General features: G+C 62.9%; 16 protein-coding genes. 9 read left to right on the plus strand and 7 right to left on the minus strand.

What is annotated here, in order from left to right; genetic code table 11:
- Positions 1-23: 23 nt before the first annotated feature.
- Complete coding sequence (locus tag CQ12_RS31750; RefSeq protein ID WP_057839241.1) at positions 24-1,187, plus strand: DUF2865 domain-containing protein; 1,164 nt, start codon at positions 24-26, stop codon at positions 1,185-1,187.
- Between the two features lie 53 nt (positions 1,188-1,240).
- On the opposite strand, the gene CQ12_RS31755 is transcribed toward CQ12_RS31750, so the two are convergent.
- Positions 1,241-2,158: a DUF2189 domain-containing protein gene (locus CQ12_RS31755; protein ID WP_057839219.1), complete on the minus strand. Its 918-nt coding sequence runs from the start codon at positions 2,156-2,158 to the stop codon at positions 1,241-1,243.
- A gap of 561 nt (positions 2,159-2,719) precedes the next feature.
- On the opposite strand from CQ12_RS31755, the gene coxB reads away from it, so the two are divergent.
- The 5 genes from coxB (at position 2,720) to CQ12_RS31780 (ending at position 7,245) form a co-directional block, all read left to right on the plus strand.
- Complete coding sequence (coxB, locus tag CQ12_RS31760; protein ID WP_057839220.1) at positions 2,720-3,553, plus strand: cytochrome c oxidase subunit II; 834 nt, start codon at positions 2,720-2,722, stop codon at positions 3,551-3,553.
- Between the two features lie 76 nt (positions 3,554-3,629).
- The gene (locus CQ12_RS31765; protein WP_057839221.1) at positions 3,630-5,405 is read left to right on the plus strand and encodes a cbb3-type cytochrome c oxidase subunit I; all 1,776 of its coding nucleotides are present in this window, start codon (positions 3,630-3,632) and stop codon (positions 5,403-5,405) included.
- Positions 5,402-6,106, plus strand: a complete 705-nt coding sequence (locus CQ12_RS31770; RefSeq protein WP_057839222.1) for a cytochrome c oxidase subunit 3 — start codon at positions 5,402-5,404, stop codon at positions 6,104-6,106. Before CQ12_RS31765 ends, CQ12_RS31770 begins: the two co-directional genes overlap by 4 nt.
- 11 nt (positions 6,107-6,117) lie before the next feature.
- Positions 6,118-6,840, plus strand: a complete 723-nt coding sequence (locus tag CQ12_RS31775; RefSeq protein WP_057839223.1) for a heme-copper oxidase subunit III family protein — start codon at positions 6,118-6,120, stop codon at positions 6,838-6,840.
- A 9-nt stretch (positions 6,841-6,849) separates the two neighbouring features.
- Entirely contained in the window at positions 6,850-7,245 is a 396-nt protein-coding gene (locus tag CQ12_RS31780; RefSeq protein WP_057839224.1) for a cytochrome C oxidase subunit IV family protein, read from the plus strand.
- 12 nt (positions 7,246-7,257) lie between these two features.
- Here the strand turns inward: CQ12_RS31780 and CQ12_RS31785 are convergent, their stop codons facing one another.
- From CQ12_RS31785 to CQ12_RS31795, 3 genes are all read right to left on the minus strand, one after another.
- Positions 7,258-9,006, minus strand: coding sequence for an NAD+ synthase (locus CQ12_RS31785; RefSeq protein ID WP_057839225.1), 1,749 nt, complete (start codon positions 9,004-9,006; stop codon positions 7,258-7,260).
- Positions 9,007-9,153: 147 nt separating this feature from the next.
- Positions 9,154-9,507 (minus strand): diacylglycerol kinase, encoded by a 354-nt coding sequence (locus tag CQ12_RS31790; protein ID WP_057839226.1) that lies wholly within the window; start codon positions 9,505-9,507, stop codon positions 9,154-9,156.
- 1 nt (position 9,508) lies between these two features.
- Positions 9,509-10,897 carry a class II 3-deoxy-7-phosphoheptulonate synthase gene (locus tag CQ12_RS31795; RefSeq protein WP_057839227.1) on the minus strand — a complete coding sequence of 463 codons (1,389 nt, stop codon included), beginning with the start codon at positions 10,895-10,897 and terminating at the stop codon, positions 9,509-9,511.
- Between the two features lie 171 nt (positions 10,898-11,068).
- Here CQ12_RS31795 and CQ12_RS31800 point away from each other — a divergent pair, with 171 nt between their 5' ends.
- Together CQ12_RS31800 and CQ12_RS31805 are read left to right on the plus strand one after the other, a co-directional pair.
- Complete coding sequence (locus CQ12_RS31800; RefSeq protein ID WP_057839228.1) at positions 11,069-11,971, plus strand: alpha/beta hydrolase family protein; 903 nt, start codon at positions 11,069-11,071, stop codon at positions 11,969-11,971.
- Positions 11,972-12,107: 136 nt separating this feature from the next.
- Positions 12,108-12,434 carry an antibiotic biosynthesis monooxygenase family protein gene (locus CQ12_RS31805; protein ID WP_057839229.1) on the plus strand — a complete coding sequence of 109 codons (327 nt, stop codon included), beginning with the start codon at positions 12,108-12,110 and terminating at the stop codon, positions 12,432-12,434.
- A gap of 160 nt (positions 12,435-12,594) precedes the next feature.
- On the opposite strand, the gene CQ12_RS31810 is transcribed toward CQ12_RS31805, so the two are convergent.
- Positions 12,595-13,488, minus strand: a complete 894-nt coding sequence (locus CQ12_RS31810) for a LysR family transcriptional regulator (RefSeq protein ID WP_057839230.1) — start codon at positions 13,486-13,488, stop codon at positions 12,595-12,597.
- Between the two features lie 189 nt (positions 13,489-13,677).
- Between CQ12_RS31810 and CQ12_RS31815 the strand changes: the two genes are divergently transcribed.
- Positions 13,678-14,841, plus strand: coding sequence for a mandelate racemase/muconate lactonizing enzyme family protein (locus tag CQ12_RS31815; protein ID WP_057839231.1), 1,164 nt, complete (start codon positions 13,678-13,680; stop codon positions 14,839-14,841).
- 27 nt (positions 14,842-14,868) lie between these two features.
- Here the strand turns inward: CQ12_RS31815 and CQ12_RS31820 are convergent, their stop codons facing one another.
- Positions 14,869-16,095 (minus strand): CaiB/BaiF CoA transferase family protein, encoded by a 1,227-nt coding sequence (locus CQ12_RS31820; protein WP_057839232.1) that lies wholly within the window; start codon positions 16,093-16,095, stop codon positions 14,869-14,871.
- Positions 16,096-16,354: 259 nt separating this feature from the next.
- On the minus strand, positions 16,355-17,035 hold a 681-nt coding region (locus tag CQ12_RS31825), incomplete at its 5' end, for a TAXI family TRAP transporter solute-binding subunit (protein ID WP_488226009.1).

Genomic DNA, 17,035 nt, shown 5'->3' on the forward strand with positions numbered 1-17,035 from the left:
GGATCAGCCCTCAATGGCCGGATATGCTGGAAATTCGCATCATTCCCTTCTCTCTCCGGATTTTGACCTGCGCCGTCCTGCTCGGCATTGCCGCGCCCGCCTTGGCGCAGACGAACGAGGACGCCATGGCGCAGATGCCGCCCGGCGCCGTACCGCCTCCGCCGCAGCAGGGCGCGCAAGCCAATCCGATCTGCATCCGGCTCGAGGGACAGTTGGCGACCATCGACCGCGGCGCCGGCACCGGCGATCCCGCCAAGGATGAGCAGATCCGCCGCTATCAGGAAGCCCAGGCCAAGCAGCAGTCCGAACTCGATCGCGTCACACTGCAGGCCAAGCGCATGGGCTGCGAAAGCTCGGGCTTCTTCTCGCTGTTCAACGGCCGCTCCGCCGAGTGCGGTCCAGTGAACAACCAGATCCAGCAGATGCGCGCCAATCTCGAGCAGATCACCACCAGCCTGGAGCGCCTGCGCAGCGGCGGCATCGGCGGCGCCGACCGCGAAAACCAGCGCCGCTCGGTATTGGTGGCGCTGGCGCAGAACAATTGCGGCCCGCAATATGCGGCCGCCGCCCGCGGCCCCGGCAATTTCATCGACAGCCTGTTCGGCAACAACAACAACCCGATCCCGCCGCCTAGCGCGGAGCTCGGCCCGCCGTCCGGCACCTTCCGCACCGTCTGCGTCCGCACCTGCGACGGCGCCTACTTCCCGGTGTCGTTCGCCACCTATCAGGCGCGCTTTCAGGACGACGAGCGGACCTGCAAGGCGCTTTGCCCGGCGGCGGAGGCGAATTTGTTCACCTATCGCAATCCCGGCGAGGACATCAATCAGGCGGTCTCGATCAACGGCCAGCCCTATTCCTCGCTGCCCAACGCGTTCAAATTCCGCACCGAGTTCAACGCCTCCTGCTCCTGCAAGGCGGCGGGCCAGACCTGGTCGGAAGCGCTGAAATCCGTCGATGACAAGGCCTCGGTCGAACAGCAGGGCGACATCATCGTGACCGAGGAAAGTGCGAAACGGATGCAGCAGCGCGCGCAGTCGAAGGGCTCGCAGCCGCCGCCCAAGAAGGGTGCTGCGCCTGCAGGCACCGCCACAGCACCTGCGCCGGCTGCTGCGGCCGATGCGACCGCCGCGGCCAGCGACAAGCAGATCCGCACGGTCGGACCGACCTTCATCCCACCGAAGCAATAGCGCCTCGATCGGCGTCCGGCGACGGACGCCGATCCCAGGCTCTCGTTTCGCGGCTACGGCTCGCGCTCGCGGCTCCACGGGAACAGATTGGCCGGGAAATCCGCCGCGTAGCGATGCCCTTTGCGCAGGTGAGGCTCCTCTTCCTGTGGCGGATTGGGATCCGGCTCCACCGCTTTCCGGTACAGATGCCAGGTGGCATGGCCGAGCACCGGCAGAACGACGGCGAGGCCGACAAAGAGCGGTATCGAGCCGATCACCAGCAGCGCTGCGACGATCAGGCCCCAGGCGGCCATCGCAACCGGATTCTTCATCACAACGCGCAGCGAGGTCCGGATCGCGTCGATCGCCGTCGCATGCCGGTCGAGCATCAACGGAAACGACACGGCACTGACGCAGAGCGCCACGACCGCAAACAGGAAGCCGATGCCGCAACCAACGATGATCAATGCCCACCCGTCTGACGTCGTCAGCACGCGCGTTGCGAAATCAGGGATGCTTGCAGCCGGCGCATGGCCGAAGATCGAGACATAGATCGCGTTCGCGACCCCAATCCACGCCCCGAACAGAACCAGCAGGAGCACGCCGAGTTCGACCATGCCACCGAAAGCGGGAGCACGCAGCACGTGAAGCGCATCCGACACGGAAGGTTCCTCGCCGCGCTCGCGGCGGCGGCTGAGTTCGTAGAGACCGATCGCGGCAAAGGGTCCAAGCAAGGCAAACCCGGCTGCCAGCGGAAACAGCAGCGGCAGTATCGAATAGCCGAGCACCATCCTGAACAGGGCAATACCGAGAACGGGATAGATCACGCACACCACGACGGCGTGACTCGGCATTGCCTTGAAGTCTTCCCACCCCAGGCGCAGCGCCTCCCCGAGGTCGGACAGTTCGATTTTGCGAACCGGATATGTGGCGGCCTCGCCGAATACGTGCCGTCCTACCCTTGCGATGCTGTCGGAATACAGAGTGGCCATGCGCACCCTCCCGTGCTTTCAAGTTGCGGCGGTCAGAACGACGCGCCGCAACCGCGCGCCTCCGCCCTGATGTGCGAAAGTCGCGGTCGAGCCGGGTACGGCAAACCCAAGTTCAGCGAAGGAGCTTAGCCGGACGAAACTTGTCGCGACCTGCTTCGCGAGCTTAGCGCGATTGGAATCAGAAAGCACGCACTGTTGGGTAAGCACTGTGTTGGGTAAGCACTGTTGGGTGAATTGTGAACGCACGGTCGTTTGGTGCGGCGCATCATCAAGGGATTGCGCGCGGCTTGTGCATCATGCTGCGCATATCCATGAGCCGCAGGTTCCTTACTGCTCTATTGACGCCAGCCTCGACGCGTATCATCTTCATTTGGGACGCCCCGATTTGATGACTAGCGGTCGTAACGTGAGTTCCGTGTCACGTTTCTGATGTCGCGACCGATCAAAGTGGGCGAGGCAAGACGCACTGCGATGGCGCATGTGTGGAGTCTGCCATCGAGACAGGTGTGAGCTCCGCCCTTGATTCGTCTCCGTTGCCTTTGGTGGCAAGGAGGAATGAGGATGGCTGTTGCTATCATACTGCTGCTGGTCGCCGTCGGCTCGGTGCTGTTTCACATCTACAGCCCGTGGTGGTGGACGCCGATCGCCACGAACTGGAGCTACATCGACCACACCATCAGCATCACCTTCTGGATCACCGGCGTGGTGTTCTTCGCGGTGATTGCTTTCATGGCCTATTGCGTCTTCCGCTTTCACCACAAGGAAGGAAGACAGGCCCACTACAATCCCGAAAACAAGAAGCTCGAATGGTGGCTCAGCATCGGAACGGCGATCGGCGTCGCAGCGATGCTGGCACCGGGCTTGTTCGTCTGGCATCAGTTCGTCACGGTTCCGGCTGACGCCACCGAGATCGAAGTGATGGGCCAGCAGTGGCAGTGGAGCTTCCGCCTGCCGGGCAAGGATGGCCGGATGGGCACGACCGATGTCCGCTACATCAGTCCCGAAAACCCAATGGGCGTGAATCGCGACGACAAGCACGGGCAAGACGACGTCGTGATCGAAAGTGGTGAGCTGCATCTGCCGGTCGGAAAACCCGTCAAGGTCCTGCTCCGCTCCGTCGATGTCCTGCACGATTTCTATGTGCCCGAATTCCGCGCCAAGATGGATATGGTGCCCGGCATGGTCACCTATTTCTGGATGACTCCGATCCGCACGGGAACGTTCGATGTGCTGTGCGCCGAGCTGTGCGGCTCGGCGCACGCGCAGATGCGCACCAAGGTCATCGTCGACGAACAAAGCGAATATGACGCCTGGCTGGCGCAGCAGAAGACGTTCGCAGAATTGTCAGGCCGAAACGCCGTTACGAAGGCGACGTACAGATCCGGCGGCAAGTAGGCGCCGCAGCGAAGACAGATCGGGCGCGTGAAACCAGATCTTCGCGCCCGATGGAAGCGACCGAGGAGGTATTTCTATGGTCGATGTTCCGTATGATGCCGTTACAGAAGTCCCGCCTGCCGAAGTAGCAGAGGTCGATCTCTATCACCCCAGGAGCTGGTGGACGCGCTACGTCTTTTCGCAGGACGCCAAGGTCATCGCCATCCAGTACTCGCTCACAGCGACAGCCATCGGGCTGGTAGCACTGGTGCTGTCGTGGCTGATGCGGCTGCAACTGGGATTTCCCGGCACATTTTCCTTTATCGATGCAAACCAGTATCTCCAGTTCATCACCATGCACGGCATGATCATGGTGATCTACCTTCTCACGGCATTGTTCCTGGGAGGCTTCGGCAATTACCTGATCCCGCTGATGGTCGGCGCCCGGGACATGGTCTTCCCTTATGTGAACATGCTGAGCTACTGGATCTACCTGCTCGCCGTCCTGGTGCTGGCCTCGACGTTCTTCGTGCCCGGCGGACCCACCGGCGCCGGCTGGACGCTGTATCCGCCGCAGGCGATTCTCGCCGGCACCCCCGGGCAGGATTGGGGCATCGTTCTGATGCTGGCCTCGCTGATCCTGTTCATCATCGGCTTCACGATGGGCGGCCTGAATTATGTCGTGACCGTGCTGCAGGCGCGCACGCGCGGCATGACATTGATGCGTATGCCGCTGACGGTGTGGGGCATCTTCACGGCGACCATCATGGCGCTGTTGGCCTTCCCGGCGCTGTTCGTCGCCTCCGTCATGATGCTGTTCGACCGTCTCCTCGGAACCAGCTTCTTCATGCCGGCCCTGGTCGAGATGGGGCAACAGATGAAGTATGGCGGCGGCAGCCCGATCCTGTTCCAGCACCTGTTCTGGTTCTTCGGCCATCCCGAAGTCTACATCGTCGCCCTGCCCGCCTTCGGTATCGTTTCCGATCTGATCAGCGTCCATGCGCGAAAGAACATCTTCGGCTATCGCATGATGGTCTGGGCGATCGTTGCGATCGGCGCGCTCAGCTTCATCGTATGGGCGCACCACATGTATGTGAGCGGCATGCACCCGAAATTCGGGTTCTTCTTCGCCACCACGACGCTCATCATCGCCGTCCCGACCGCTATCAAGGTCTACAACTGGGTGCTGACCCTGTGGCGCGGCGACATCCATCTCACCGTCCCGATGCTGTTTGCGCTCGGCTTCATCATTACGTTCGTGAACGGCGGGCTTACCGGCCTCTTCCTCGGCAACGTGGTCGTGGACGTCCCGCTATCGGATACGATGTTCGTCGTCGCGCATTTCCACATGGTGATGGGCGTAGCCCCGATCATGGTCGTGCTGGGCGCGATCTATCATTGGTACCCCAAGATGACGGGGCGGATGCTCAACGACGCGCTGGGCAAGTTTCATTTCTGGGTCACGTTCCTCGGCGCCTATCTGATCTTCTTCCCGATGCATTATATCGGACTGCTCGGCGTTCCGCGCCGCTATCACGACATCGGCGAGGCGGCGTTCATCCCCTCATCGACCCATACGCTCAATGCCTTCATCTCCATCATGGCCCTGATCGTCGGCTTCGCCCAGATGGTGTTCCTGTTCAACCTCGCCTGGAGCTACTTCAAGGGCCGGCCTTCGGGCGGCAATCCATGGCGGGCGACGACTCTGGAATGGCAGACGCCGGAGACCCCTCCCGGGCACGGCAACTGGGGCAAGGAGCTCCCGGTGGTCTATCGATGGGCCTATGACTACAGCGTGCCGGGTGCACCGCAGGACTTCATTCCGCAGAACCAGCCACGCGCGACGCCGGTCCTTCAGGGAGCCGCGCCGTGAGCGCCATTGTCCTGTTCATGGCTGTCATAGCAGTCATCGCCGGATGGTGGCTCTCGCAGCAACGGCTGATGTCCAAACCCTGGCTGGAAGAAGGTGCGCTTGGTGATTTTCCCGCTGCGCACGAAATGACGTGGCCCGCCGCGAAGATCGGACTGGGCGTATTTCTCGCGGTCGTCGGCTCGCTGTTCGCCCTCTTCATCAGCGCCTACTCCATGCGCATGAACATGACGGACTGGCGGACGCTGCCCGTGCCTGGACTGCTGTGGTTCAACACGGCCGTCCTGGTCCTGAGCAGCGTCGCGCTGCAATGGGCCTACGTGGCCGCGCGGCGCGACGACATGGAAGATGTCGTCATCGGCCTGTGCGCAGGGGGCGTAGCCGCCGTTACATTCCTGGTCGGGCAATTATTGGCGTGGCAGCAGCTAAGGGCCGCGGGCTATTTCGTCGCGTCCAATCCCTCCAATTCCTTCTTCTATATGATCACGGCTGCGCACGGACTGCACCTGATCGGCGGCCTGGTGGCGCTGGGCAGAACGACTGCCAAGGCATGGCGTGGCGTTGAAATGCCCCAACTGCGCCTGAGCGTGGAGCTCTGCGCCATCTACTGGCACTTCCTGCTGTTGATCTGGCTGGCCTTGCTCGGCCTGCTGACAGGCTGGACGGACGAGTTCGTCGACATCTGTCGCCGGTTGCTCACCTAAGGAGACGCCAGATGGCGGAGACGGCACTGACAACCCACGGACTATCCCCTGCACGACCGGACGGCTGGGAAGGCATTGCGGCCGATTGGTCCTCGGATCAGCGCGCCTTCAAGAATGTCTCCTGGGGGAAGGCCATGATGTGGATCTTCCTCTTGAGCGACACCTTCATCTTCAGCTGTTTCCTGCTGTCCTACATGACGGCGCGCATGTCCACGACCGTGCCGTGGCCGAATCCCAGTGAGGTGTTCGCGCTCGAGATCGCGGGGCATCATATCCCGCTCATCCTGATCGCCATCATGACCTTCGTGCTGATCAGCAGCAGCGGGACCATGGCGATGGCCGTCAATTTCGGTTACCGCCGCGATCGCGTCAAAACCGCGGTCTTGATGCTGGTCACGGCGGCGCTTGGCGCAACCTTTGTCGGAATGCAGGCGTTCGAATGGACCAAGCTGATCATGGAGGGCGTGCGCCCCTGGGAAAATCCCTGGGGAGCGGCGCAGTTCGGCTCCAGCTTCTTCATGATCACCGGCTTCCACGGCACGCACGTGACCATCGGCGTGATTTTCCTGATCATCATCGCGCGGAAGGTCTGGCGCGGAGACTTCGACGTCGGAAGGCGCGGCTTTTTCACGAGCAGGAAGGGGAATTACGAGGTCGTCGAAATCACCGGCCTCTACTGGCACTTCGTCGATCTCGTGTGGGTATTCATCTTTGCCTTCTTTTATCTGTGGTGAGGTCAGCACATGGCTAACGTGGCAGTACATCTGGAAGCACAGCAACCTTCACTGCATGCCCATGTCCATGACGCCATTGCAGCTCCGCACGTGGAGGGGCAGCAGCACCCGATCAAGGTCTACCTTGTGGTCTGGGGATGGCTGTTCGTCCTCAGCGCATGCTCCTATCTCGTCGACTACTTTCACCTGCAAGGCTATCTCAGATGGTCGCTGATCCTGCTGTTCATGGTGTTGAAGGCCGGCCTGATCGTCGCCGTCTTCATGCACATGGCCTGGGAGCGGCTGGCTCTTGCCTATGCCATCCTGCTGCCTCCAGTAGCGGTGCTGGTTTTCGTGGCCATCATGGTATTCGAATCCGAATACACGCACCTCATACGGGTGCTGTTCTTCGGGTCGCCGGCTTGAATAGCGTCGAAACTACCCCTCGAATACATCGGCCGACGCGCGGCCGGCGCGAGCGACCAGCTTGTCGTCGGGCGCGGGCAGCGCCTTGCCGTTGTCGCGGAAGCGGTTGGTGATGGGATAGCGGCGGTCGCGGCCAAAATTCTTTTCGGTCACCTTGACGCCGGGTGCCGCCTGCCGGCGCTTGTATTCGGCGACGTTGAGGAGACGATCGATCCGCGTCACCACATCGGCCGGGAATCCGGCCGCGATGATCGTCGCCAGCGGCTCCTCGCGCTCCACCAGCCGCTCAAGGATGCCGTCCAGCATCTCGTAAGGCGGCAGCGAATCCTGGTCGGTCTGGTTCTCACGCAACTCGGCCGTCGGCGGCCGGATGATGATGTTGACCGGGATGACCTCGCCCGAGGGCCCGAGCGCGCCGTCCGGCTTCCACTCGTTGCGCAGGCTGGAGAGCCGGAACACTTCGGTCTTGTAGATGTCCTTGATCGGGTTGAAGCCGCCGTTCATGTCGCCATAGATGGTGGCGTAGCCGACCGACATTTCCGACTTGTTGCCGGTCGTGACCACCATCGCGCCGGTCTTGTTGGAAATCGCCATCAACAGCGTGCCGCGGGTGCGCGCCTGCAAATTCTCTTCGGTGATGTCGCGCGGCAGGCCGGCAAACGGGCCGGACAGGATCTTTTCGAAGCCGTTCACGGCATCGGCAATCGGCAGCACCTCGTAACTGAAACCGAGCGCTTTTGCCAACTTGGCCGCGTCATCCAGCGACACCTGCGCGGTGAAGCGGAACGGCAGCATCACGCCGCGGACCTTATCGGCGCCGAGCGCATCGACCGCAATCGCCGCACACAGCGCGGAATCGATGCCACCGGAGACCCCGAGCAGCACGCCGGGAAAACCGTTCTTGCGGACGTAGTCGCGCAGGCCGAGCACGCAGGCCGCGTAATCGCCCTTGTCGCCCTCGACCAGCGGCACCACGGGGCCCGAACAACGCCAGCCATCGGCGCCCTTGGTCCAGCGCAGCGTGACGACGCTCTCCTCGAACGCCGGCAGTTGCGCCGCTACTGAAAGATCGGCGTTGAGCGCGAACGACGCCCCGTCGAACACCAGTTCGTCCTGCCCGCCGATCTGGTTGAGATAGACCAGCGGCAGCCCGCTCTCGGTGACGCGGGCGACTGCGATCGACAGCCGCAGATCGTTCTTGTCGCGCGCGTATGGCGAGCCGTTCGGCACCACCAGAATTTCCGCGCCGGTCTCGGCGAGGCATTCGACGACGTTTTCGTATTCTTCGGACTCTTCGAGCCAGATATCCTCGCAGATCGGGACGCCGACGCGGATGCCGCGGACAGTCACCGGGCCCGCGGCAGGCCCGCGCGCAAACAGGCGCTTCTCGTCGAACACGCCATAGTTCGGCAAGTTGGCCTTGAAGCGAAGCGCGGCGATGCGGCCCTGATCGAGCAGTGCGCAGGCATTATAGAGTTTGCCGTCCTCGACCCAGGGGGTGCCGATCAGCACTGCCGGGCCGCCGCCTGCAGTCTCGCGCGCCAGTTCCTCGACGGCGGCGCGGCAGGCGGCCTGGAGCGCCGGTTTCAGCACCAGATCTTCCGGCGGATAGCCGCAGATGAACAGTTCAGGCAGCACCATGAGGTCGGCGCCATCGGCTTTGGCCTTGTCACGTGCGGCGCGCGCCTTGGCGGCATTGCCCGGGATATCGCCGACCGTCGGATTCAACTGCGCCAGCGTGATCGTAAAGGTGTCGGTCATGGGGCGATGGTGCCTTGCACAAGAGCAAACTGCAATTGCTTGCTTTGATAGCGTTTTCGAGCGAAGTGGACACCGGTTCGCGTGAAGAAAACGCGTCAAAACAAAAACTTAGATATGCGGTTCTGAGCTGGTGTCAGGACCGCAAATCTAGAACGCGCCTATGCGTTCGGCGATGGCAAACAGCCAGAACGCCCCGACCATCAGCAGCGCGACGCCGACCGCCGCCGAACCCATGTCCTTGACCCGCCCGATCTGCGGATCGTGATCGGTGGTGAGCCGGTCGGCGAGCTTCTCGATGGCGGTATTGAGGATCTCGACCACCAGGACAAAGGCGACTGCCGCGACTAGTTCCACGCGGCGCATGACGGTCGCGCCGACCAGCCAGGCCAGCGGCACCGACAGCGCCAGCGCGAACAGTTCCTCGCGGACGGCCTGCTCCGAGCGGATCGCAAAAGCGAGGCCGTTACGTGTGTTGATGGTGGCCCGCCAGAGTCGCAGCAAGTCAGAGTCCCGCTGCGGCCGGCATCGGCTTTTCCTTGCCCGCCCGCTCTTGCTTGAGCAGCTCGGCGATCAGGAAGGCCATGTCGATCGATTGTTCGGCGTTGAGGCGGGGATCGCAGACCGTGTGATAGCGGTCGTTGAGGTCCTCGTCGGTGATGGCGCGGGCGCCGCCGATGCATTCGGTGACGTCCTGCCCGGTCATCTCCAGATGCACGCCGCCGGCATGGGTGCCTTCCGCCGCGTGGATGGCGAAGAACGACTTCACCTCCGACAGCACGCGGTCGAACGGCCGCGTCTTGTAGCCCGAGGTCGAGGTGATGGTGTTGCCGTGCATCGGATCGCACGACCAGACCACGACCCGCCCTTCCCGCTGCACGGCGCGGATCAGCGGTGCGAGATGATCGCCGACCTTATCGGAGCCGAAGCGGTTGATCAGCGTCAGCCGTCCAGGCTCGTTATCGGGATTGAGGATGTCGATCAGCTTCAACAGCTCATCCGGCTTTAGCGACGGACCGCATTTCAGGCCGATCGGGTTCTTGATGCCGCGGAAATATTCGACATGGCCATGGTCGAGCTGGCGGGTGCGATCGCCGATCCAGATCATGTGGCCTGATGTGGCGTACCAATCGCCGGTGGTGGAATCGACCCGCGTCATCGCCTGCTCGTAGCCGAGCAAGAGCGCCTCGTGGCTGGTGTAGAAATCGGTGGCGCGCAGTTCGGGATGGCTTTCCAGATCGAGGCCGCAGGCGCGCATGAAGTTCAGCGCGTCCGAGATGCGGTCCGCCAGTTCCTTGTAACGGCGCGACTGCGGGGAATCCTTCAGGAAGCCGAGCATCCACTGATGCACGCTGCCGAGATTGGCAAAGCCGCCGGTCGCAAACGCGCGCAAGAGGTTCAGCGTCGCGGCCGACTGCCGGTAGGCCATCAATTGCCGCTGCGGATCGGGGATGCGCGCTTCGGGCGTGAACGCGATGTCGTTGATGATGTCGCCGCGGTAGCTCGGCAGCTCGACGCCGCCGACCTTTTCCGTGTTCGACGAGCGCGGTTTGGCGAACTGCCCGGCGATGCGGCCGACCTTCACCACCGGCAGCGCGCCGGCATAGGTCAGGACGACAGCCATCTGCAGCAGCACCCGGAAGAAGTCGCGGATGTTGTTGGCGCCATGCTCGGCAAAGCTCTCGGCGCAATCGCCGCCCTGCAGCAGGAACGCTTCACCGGCGGCAACGCGCGCCAGCGCCTTCTTCAGGCTGCGGGCTTCGCCGGCGAACACCAGCGGGGGGAACGTGGCGAGCTGCGCCTCGACATCGGCCAATGCCTTGGCATCGGGATAATCGGGGACCTGCAGCACCGGCCTGGTGCGCCAGCTATCGGGCGTCCACCGCTCGGACATGACCTCAACTCCTGAGCAAAAACCGCAACTTACAAGCGATTGTGAAGGCCGCGTTATACACAGGCCTTTCGCTGACCGCTAGTTAGATTTCCGGTAGTCCGGACAAGCCCTTGCGGCAAAAGCCGATTTCGCTTTTGTTAATGGCCGCTCGCAACCTGAGGAGAAGAAGCAGTGGCCGAGCCGGGGCTGGACGACGTTTTTAGCGACGACATCACCGTGCCCGCGACGGACGGATATCCCCTCGCCGCGACGCTGTTTCTGCCCCGCGGGGCCAAGCGCCAGGCGGTCCTGATCAATTCCGCGACCGCCGTCCCCCGCAAGCTTTACCGGGGCTTTGCCAGCTACCTCGCCAACCGCGGCTGCGCGGTTCTGACCTACGACTACCGCGGCACCGGCGATAGCTGGCAGAAAGCGACCGGCACCATCAGGCCGAAATCGCTGGTCGGCTTCAAGGCCTCGATGTCGGACTGGGCGGCCCATGACATCACCGCCGCGGTGGCCTGGATGCGCCAGCGTTACAAGGCGCTGCCGTTCGCCTATGTCGGACATTCCTTCGGCGGCCAGGCGCTCGGCCTATTGCCGAACAATTCGGAAATTTCGCGCGCGCTGTTCGTCGCCGCGCAGGCCGGCTATTGGAAACTGATGGCCTCGCCCGAGCGCTACCGCGTCTACGCCATGCTGAATTTTGTAGGCTCGCCCCTCACCCGCGCGCTCGGCTACATGCCGGGCAAGGCCGGCCTCGGCATGGACCTGCCGAAGGATGCCTTCCTGCAATGGGTCGGCTGGGTGATGAGCCCGCGCTACCTGTTCGACGATGCCAGGCTCGATGCCTTGCAGAATTTTCCGAACTACAGGGGGGCGTTGCGCGCGCTCTGCATGTCCGACGATCCCTGGGCGACGCGGCCCGCGGTGGAGCTGTTGTGCTCGGGGTTTACCTCGATCAAGCCCGAGATCATCACGGTGAGACCGGCGGATGCCGGCACCGGCAAGATCGGGCATCTCGGCTTTTTCCGGCCGCAGCATCGCTACACGCTGTGGCGCGAGGCCGCGGAATGGATTGAGGCGGGCGAATAGCTGCCATCGCGTGAGGACGGTTGTTGTCGACATGCTCAACCGTAGGATGAGCTGGCGGGAACACGGCGCCAGCCCCACCGTTGTCGCGCCGGGGCCTGCCTCCATCACTACTGACATTTTCGGGAAGGAACTGCCGATGCCAACCCAGCCGACCATCGCGCGCATCTGGCGCGGCCGGACACGGCCCGACGTCGCGGAGAGCTATGAAGCCTATATCAAGGCCGAAGGAATGCCCCCGCTGGAGAAGACCGCGCTTGGCGTGCAGCTATTCCGGGAGGATCGCGAGCACGAGAGCTGGTTCACGACCATTTCCTATTGGCCGGACCTCAAGTCGATGACCGCCTTCACCAAGGGCGAGCCGACCAAGGTTCATCATCTCGCGCGCGATGCGGAGTTCCTGATCGAGCTGCCGGAATTCATCCAGATCCATCGGATCCTCGTCGACCGCCAGGGCCTGCGCTGAATTGGAAGGCCCTACGACAGCGCGACGCAATCGATCTCGATGTCGATGTCGAATGGCGCGAACCATTCGGGCACGCAAACGAAGATGCGCGCAATTTTACATCGGCATGCTTCGATCAAGTGATGTCGAGATCAGGGCGATCGTCGGACCCGCCGAAACGTCAGGTCCGTTCGAAGGCCGACCAGATCGCTTCGACCGCCTTGCTCTGGCGCGCCACGGGGCGAAACAGGCGGATCTCGATCGGTATCTGGAATTCGACGTTGCCGGCTTCAACCAACAGTCCGGCCGAGATGTCCTCTTCCGCCAGCGTCCGGGGCAGCCATGCTACGCCATCCCCCGCGCGGGCCATCGACAGCAGCGTCGCGGCAAGATGCGACGTAAAGACCGTCTCAAGCGCGAAGGGACGGTCCTTCGCGCCCCATTGAGCTGCGACGATCCGGCCCAGCCCTGATTGCGCGCCGTAGGCAAGGTATTTCACCGGCTCACCGCGACGAAGCCGCCACCGCGCAACCCCGTTTGCGGCAGGCGCGCTCAGCGGAAGCAGCGTGTCGGCGCCGACCACGATGCTCTTGAACTGGCCGGATCCGATCCGGCTGCTCATGTTCCTGTGGTGATGACAAAGCAGAAACTGCACGTCGCCCCGCAACATCATCTGCTCGCACGCCCGCATGCTGTCGGAGATCAAATTGAGGTTTCCGAGCGCCAGAACCCTGTCATTGCTGCGGATCCATTTCGGGAAGAACGTGAACGAAAGCGCATGCGTCGCCGCGATCGACAACGGCCTGATGCCCCGGCCGGAAACCTCGAGCGTGTCGCGGCGCAGCTGGTGCAGGGCCCGGGTCAGGACCTCCGCCTGATCGTGAAAATGCTCGCCTGCCGGCGTGAGCGCGACCCCGTGTGTCGTGCGGGTGAACAGGGCCGCGCCGACCCATCCCTCAAGCGCGCGAATCCTGCGGCTGAAGGCCGGCTGGGTGACATGGCGCAGTTCCGCCGCCCTGGAAAAATTCAGAGTTTCCGCGAGCGCCAGATAATCCTCAAACCAGATCAGCTCCATTGGTAATGCCATATCAACATAACCAATTGCGCGAATAGCATTGGCCCGGCGCGAAATCCAGCGCTAACGATCCTTGAACCAGAGCAATAACCAACACCCCATCGTTAGATTGCTGCTGATGCAGACGCCTTCGCTACTGTCGTTTCCGGCATAGCGAAAGCGATCCGAGAGCCACACGGAAGGAATGCCATGCGTATTGTCGACGTCGTCGAGATCACCAAGCCGATCGCCTCTCCGATCCGGAATGCCTACATCGACTTTTCGAAGATGACAGCGAGCCTCGTCGCCGTCGTGACGGATGTCATGCGCGACGGCCGCCGCGTGGTTGGCTACGGCTTCAATTCCAACGGCCGCTATGGTCAGGGCGGCCTGATCCGGGAACGCTTCCGCAATCGCATCATCGAGGCCGACCCCAAAGGCCTTCTCGACGACAGCGGCACCAATCTCGATCCACATCGCATCTGGGCGGCGATGATGGCGAACGAGAAGCCCGGTGGACACGGCGAGCGTTCCGTCGCTGTCGGCACGCTCGACATGGCTGTCTGGGACGCGGTCGCGAAGATCGCGGGCAAGCCGCTGTTTCGCCTTCTCGCCGAAAAGAAGGGCCGCGAGGCCAATCCACGCGTCTTCGTGTATGCGGCAGGCGGCTACTACTACCCGGGCAAGGACAATTCGGCGCTGCGAGCGGAAATGCGCGGCTATCTCAACCGCGGCTACAACGTGGTGAAGATGAAGATCGGCGGCGCCTCAATCGACGAAGATCGCGCACGGATCGAGGCCGTGCTGGAGGAAATCGGTTCGCAAGCGCGGCTTGCCGTCGATGCCAACGGGCGCTTCGATCTGGAGACCGCCATCGCCTATGCAAAGATGCTGCGTGACTATCCGCTGTTCTGGTATGAGGAGGCCGGCGATCCCCTCGACTACGCGCTGCAGGCCGCGCTCGCGGAATTCTATCCGGGCCCAATGGCGACGGGCGAGAATCTGTTCTCGCACCAGGATGCGCGCAACCTGCTCCGCTATGGCGGCATGCGGCCCGACCGGGACTGGCTGCAGTTCGATTGCGCGCTGTCGTACGGGCTTGTCGAATATCTCCGGACGCTCGATGTGCTGGCGCAGCAGGGCTGGTCACCGTCGCGCTGCATCCCCCATGGCGGGCACCAGATGTCGCTGAACATCGCAGCAGGCCTCGGCCTGGGCGGCAATGAGAGCTACCCGGACCTGTTTCAGCCCTATGGCGGCTTCCCCGACTCTGTTCGCGTCGAGGACGGCCACATCATCATGCCGGATCTGCCGGGCATCGGCTTCGAAGGCAAATCCGACCTGATCAAGGTCATGCGCGAACTGGCCGAGTAAGGCCAGCATCGCTGGCTAGCGCGCAGTCTAGACGATCTTCTGCGCCTTCAGCGCCTCCACCTTGGCCGCGTCAAAGCCGATCGTCGCCAGCACGTCCTTCGTATCGGCGCCGAGCAGCGGCGGCGCGCGATATTCCTTCACCGGGGTGCCGGAGAAGGTGATGGCATTACGGATCAGCGACAGGTCGGACTCGAAGGGATGATCGACCTTGACCTGCATGCCGCGCGAGCGGACATGCTCATCGGAGAACACCTGCGAGAAATCGTTGATCGGGCCTGAGGGCACGCCGGCCTTCTCCAGCTCTTCCAGCCAGTGGGCGACGGGCTTCTTCAGGAAGTGACCGGCGAAGATCGCCATGATCTCCTTGCCGTGAACGACGCGGTCGTTGTTCTTGACGAAGCGCGGATCGGTCGCGAGCTCGGGCACGCCGAGCACGGCGCAGGTGCGCTGGAACTGGCCGTCATTGCCGACCACCAGCATCAGTTCGCCATCGGTGCAGCGAAACACGCCGGCCGGCATGCCGCCATTGCCCCAGGTGCCGCGCCGCGGCGGGGTCACACCGTTGACGAGGAAGATCTGCGCATAATGCGACAGCGAGGCGATCACGGTATCGAACAGGCAGACGTCGACATGCTGCCCTTCCCCGCCATTGGCCTTGCGGTGATAGAGCGCGGCCAGAATGCCGATCGAGGAGTTCATGCCGGTCATGTAGTCGACGATGGAGGGGCCGACCTTCATCGGGCCCGCGCCGGGCTCGCCGTCGAGATGGCCGGTAACGCTCATCAGCCCGCCCATCGCCTGCAGGATGGCGTCATAGCCGGCGCGCGGCGCGTAAGGGCCGGTCTGGCCGAAGCCGGTCACCGAGCAATAGATGATGCCGGGATTGATCGCCTTGATCGTTTCATAGTCGAGCTTGTAGCGCTTGAGATCGCCGACCTTGTAGTTCTCCATCATCACGTCGCAGCTCTTCGCGAGTTCGCGGATGATCTCCTGCCCTTCCGGGCTTGCGATATTGACGGTGACGGATTTCTTGTTGCGGTTGGCGCAGAGGTAGAACGAGTTGTTGTTGTTCTGCTTGCCCTCTGGGTCCTCGAGGTAGGGCGGACCGAAGGCGCGCGCATCATCGCCGCCGCCGGGACGCTCGATTTTGATCACCTCGGCGCCGAGATCGGCCAGCATCTGCGCCGACAAGGGCCCCGCGAGCACCCGCGTCAGGTCGAGAATTTTGATGCCCGAAAGTGGCAGAGCCGACATGAGTTTCCTCCGAAGATTTTTTGGCGTGGTGGCGCGGGACCATGTCCGGCGCTTTGATGCTTGCCGATACACTATTTTGTCCGGCTGAGCCCTGCGTTGTGGGCATGACGCCATCCGTTCGCCACACTCGCCGGCACGCAAGGCAACCTGACCGCAGGGTCAATGCGGCATGACAGACAAAGGAACAGCCTGGACGTTGCTGAAAACAGAACGGCCCGCCAGGGCGGGCCGTTCCATTGTCAAACCGTAATTGCCGTAACTACCGGTTGCTGCTGGCCTTGGCGCGGCTCGCCCGCCACTCCAGGAATTCGCGGTACAGCGGATCGCGGTCCTGCGGGGCAAGTGCCGTGGGGGCAGCCACCGGGGCCGGTGCCGGCGCCGGAACGGCGCCCGATGCCGCCGACACGGCCGAGCCCGGAGGCAGCGGCATGTTGCGGTCGAGCCATTCCTGCGCCGCCTTGAAGCGGGTCCATCCGGACACGGTTGCGCGCGGTGCCATTTCCTTCCACTTCGGATGGAACGGCGGACGCTGCAACTGCGACACCTTGTCGAACATCGTGTCGACCAGCAGCGCCAGGCGGCGGTAGCGGTCGCTGTTCGGCGCCCAGTTATACGACGCCAGCACCGCTTCTGCCGCGATCGTCTCGACGAAGCCGCCTTCCGGCACCAGACCCGGGTAGTCCGCCGACGAAAGCTTGGACGGCAGATATTCTTCCTGGACCTGCTTGGCGTACTCAACCGGGACCAGATGCAGGTTGCGGTCGTTGATCTGGTTCAGCCATTGCAACGGCTTGCCTTCGATCGCAACGATCGCGTCGACCTCACCCTTGCGCAGCATGTCCAGCGCCAGCCGCGGCTCCTGATAGATCAGGTGCGGCCTGATGCCGAGACGCTCGAACACGTTGATCGCGGTCACGAAGGTCGAGCTGTCGGGCAGATC

Origin of the sequence: Bradyrhizobium jicamae (genome assembly GCF_001440395.1) — a bacterium.
GTDB classification, from domain to species: domain Bacteria; phylum Pseudomonadota; class Alphaproteobacteria; order Rhizobiales; family Xanthobacteraceae; genus Bradyrhizobium; species Bradyrhizobium jicamae.

Coding starts and splice junctions, on each gene's coding strand:
- CQ12_RS31750 (WP_057839241.1), top strand. CDS start 24: ATGCTGGAAATTCGCATCATTCCCTTCTCTCTCCGGATTTTGACCTGC.
- CQ12_RS31755 (WP_057839219.1), bottom strand. CDS start 2,158: ATGGCCACTCTGTATTCCGACAGCATCGCAAGGGTAGGACGGCACGTA.
- coxB (WP_057839220.1), top strand. CDS start 2,720: ATGGCTGTTGCTATCATACTGCTGCTGGTCGCCGTCGGCTCGGTGCTG.
- CQ12_RS31765 (WP_057839221.1), top strand. CDS start 3,630: ATGGTCGATGTTCCGTATGATGCCGTTACAGAAGTCCCGCCTGCCGAA.
- CQ12_RS31775 (WP_057839223.1), top strand. CDS start 6,118: ATGGCGGAGACGGCACTGACAACCCACGGACTATCCCCTGCACGACCG.
- CQ12_RS31780 (WP_057839224.1), top strand. CDS start 6,850: ATGGCTAACGTGGCAGTACATCTGGAAGCACAGCAACCTTCACTGCAT.
- CQ12_RS31785 (WP_057839225.1), bottom strand. CDS start 9,006: ATGACCGACACCTTTACGATCACGCTGGCGCAGTTGAATCCGACGGTC.
- CQ12_RS31795 (WP_057839227.1), bottom strand. CDS start 10,897: ATGTCCGAGCGGTGGACGCCCGATAGCTGGCGCACCAGGCCGGTGCTG.
- CQ12_RS31805 (WP_057839229.1), top strand. CDS start 12,108: ATGCCAACCCAGCCGACCATCGCGCGCATCTGGCGCGGCCGGACACGG.
- CQ12_RS31810 (WP_057839230.1), bottom strand. CDS start 13,488: ATGGAGCTGATCTGGTTTGAGGATTATCTGGCGCTCGCGGAAACTCTG.
- CQ12_RS31815 (WP_057839231.1), top strand. CDS start 13,678: ATGCGTATTGTCGACGTCGTCGAGATCACCAAGCCGATCGCCTCTCCG.
- CQ12_RS31820 (WP_057839232.1), bottom strand. CDS start 16,095: ATGTCGGCTCTGCCACTTTCGGGCATCAAAATTCTCGACCTGACGCGG.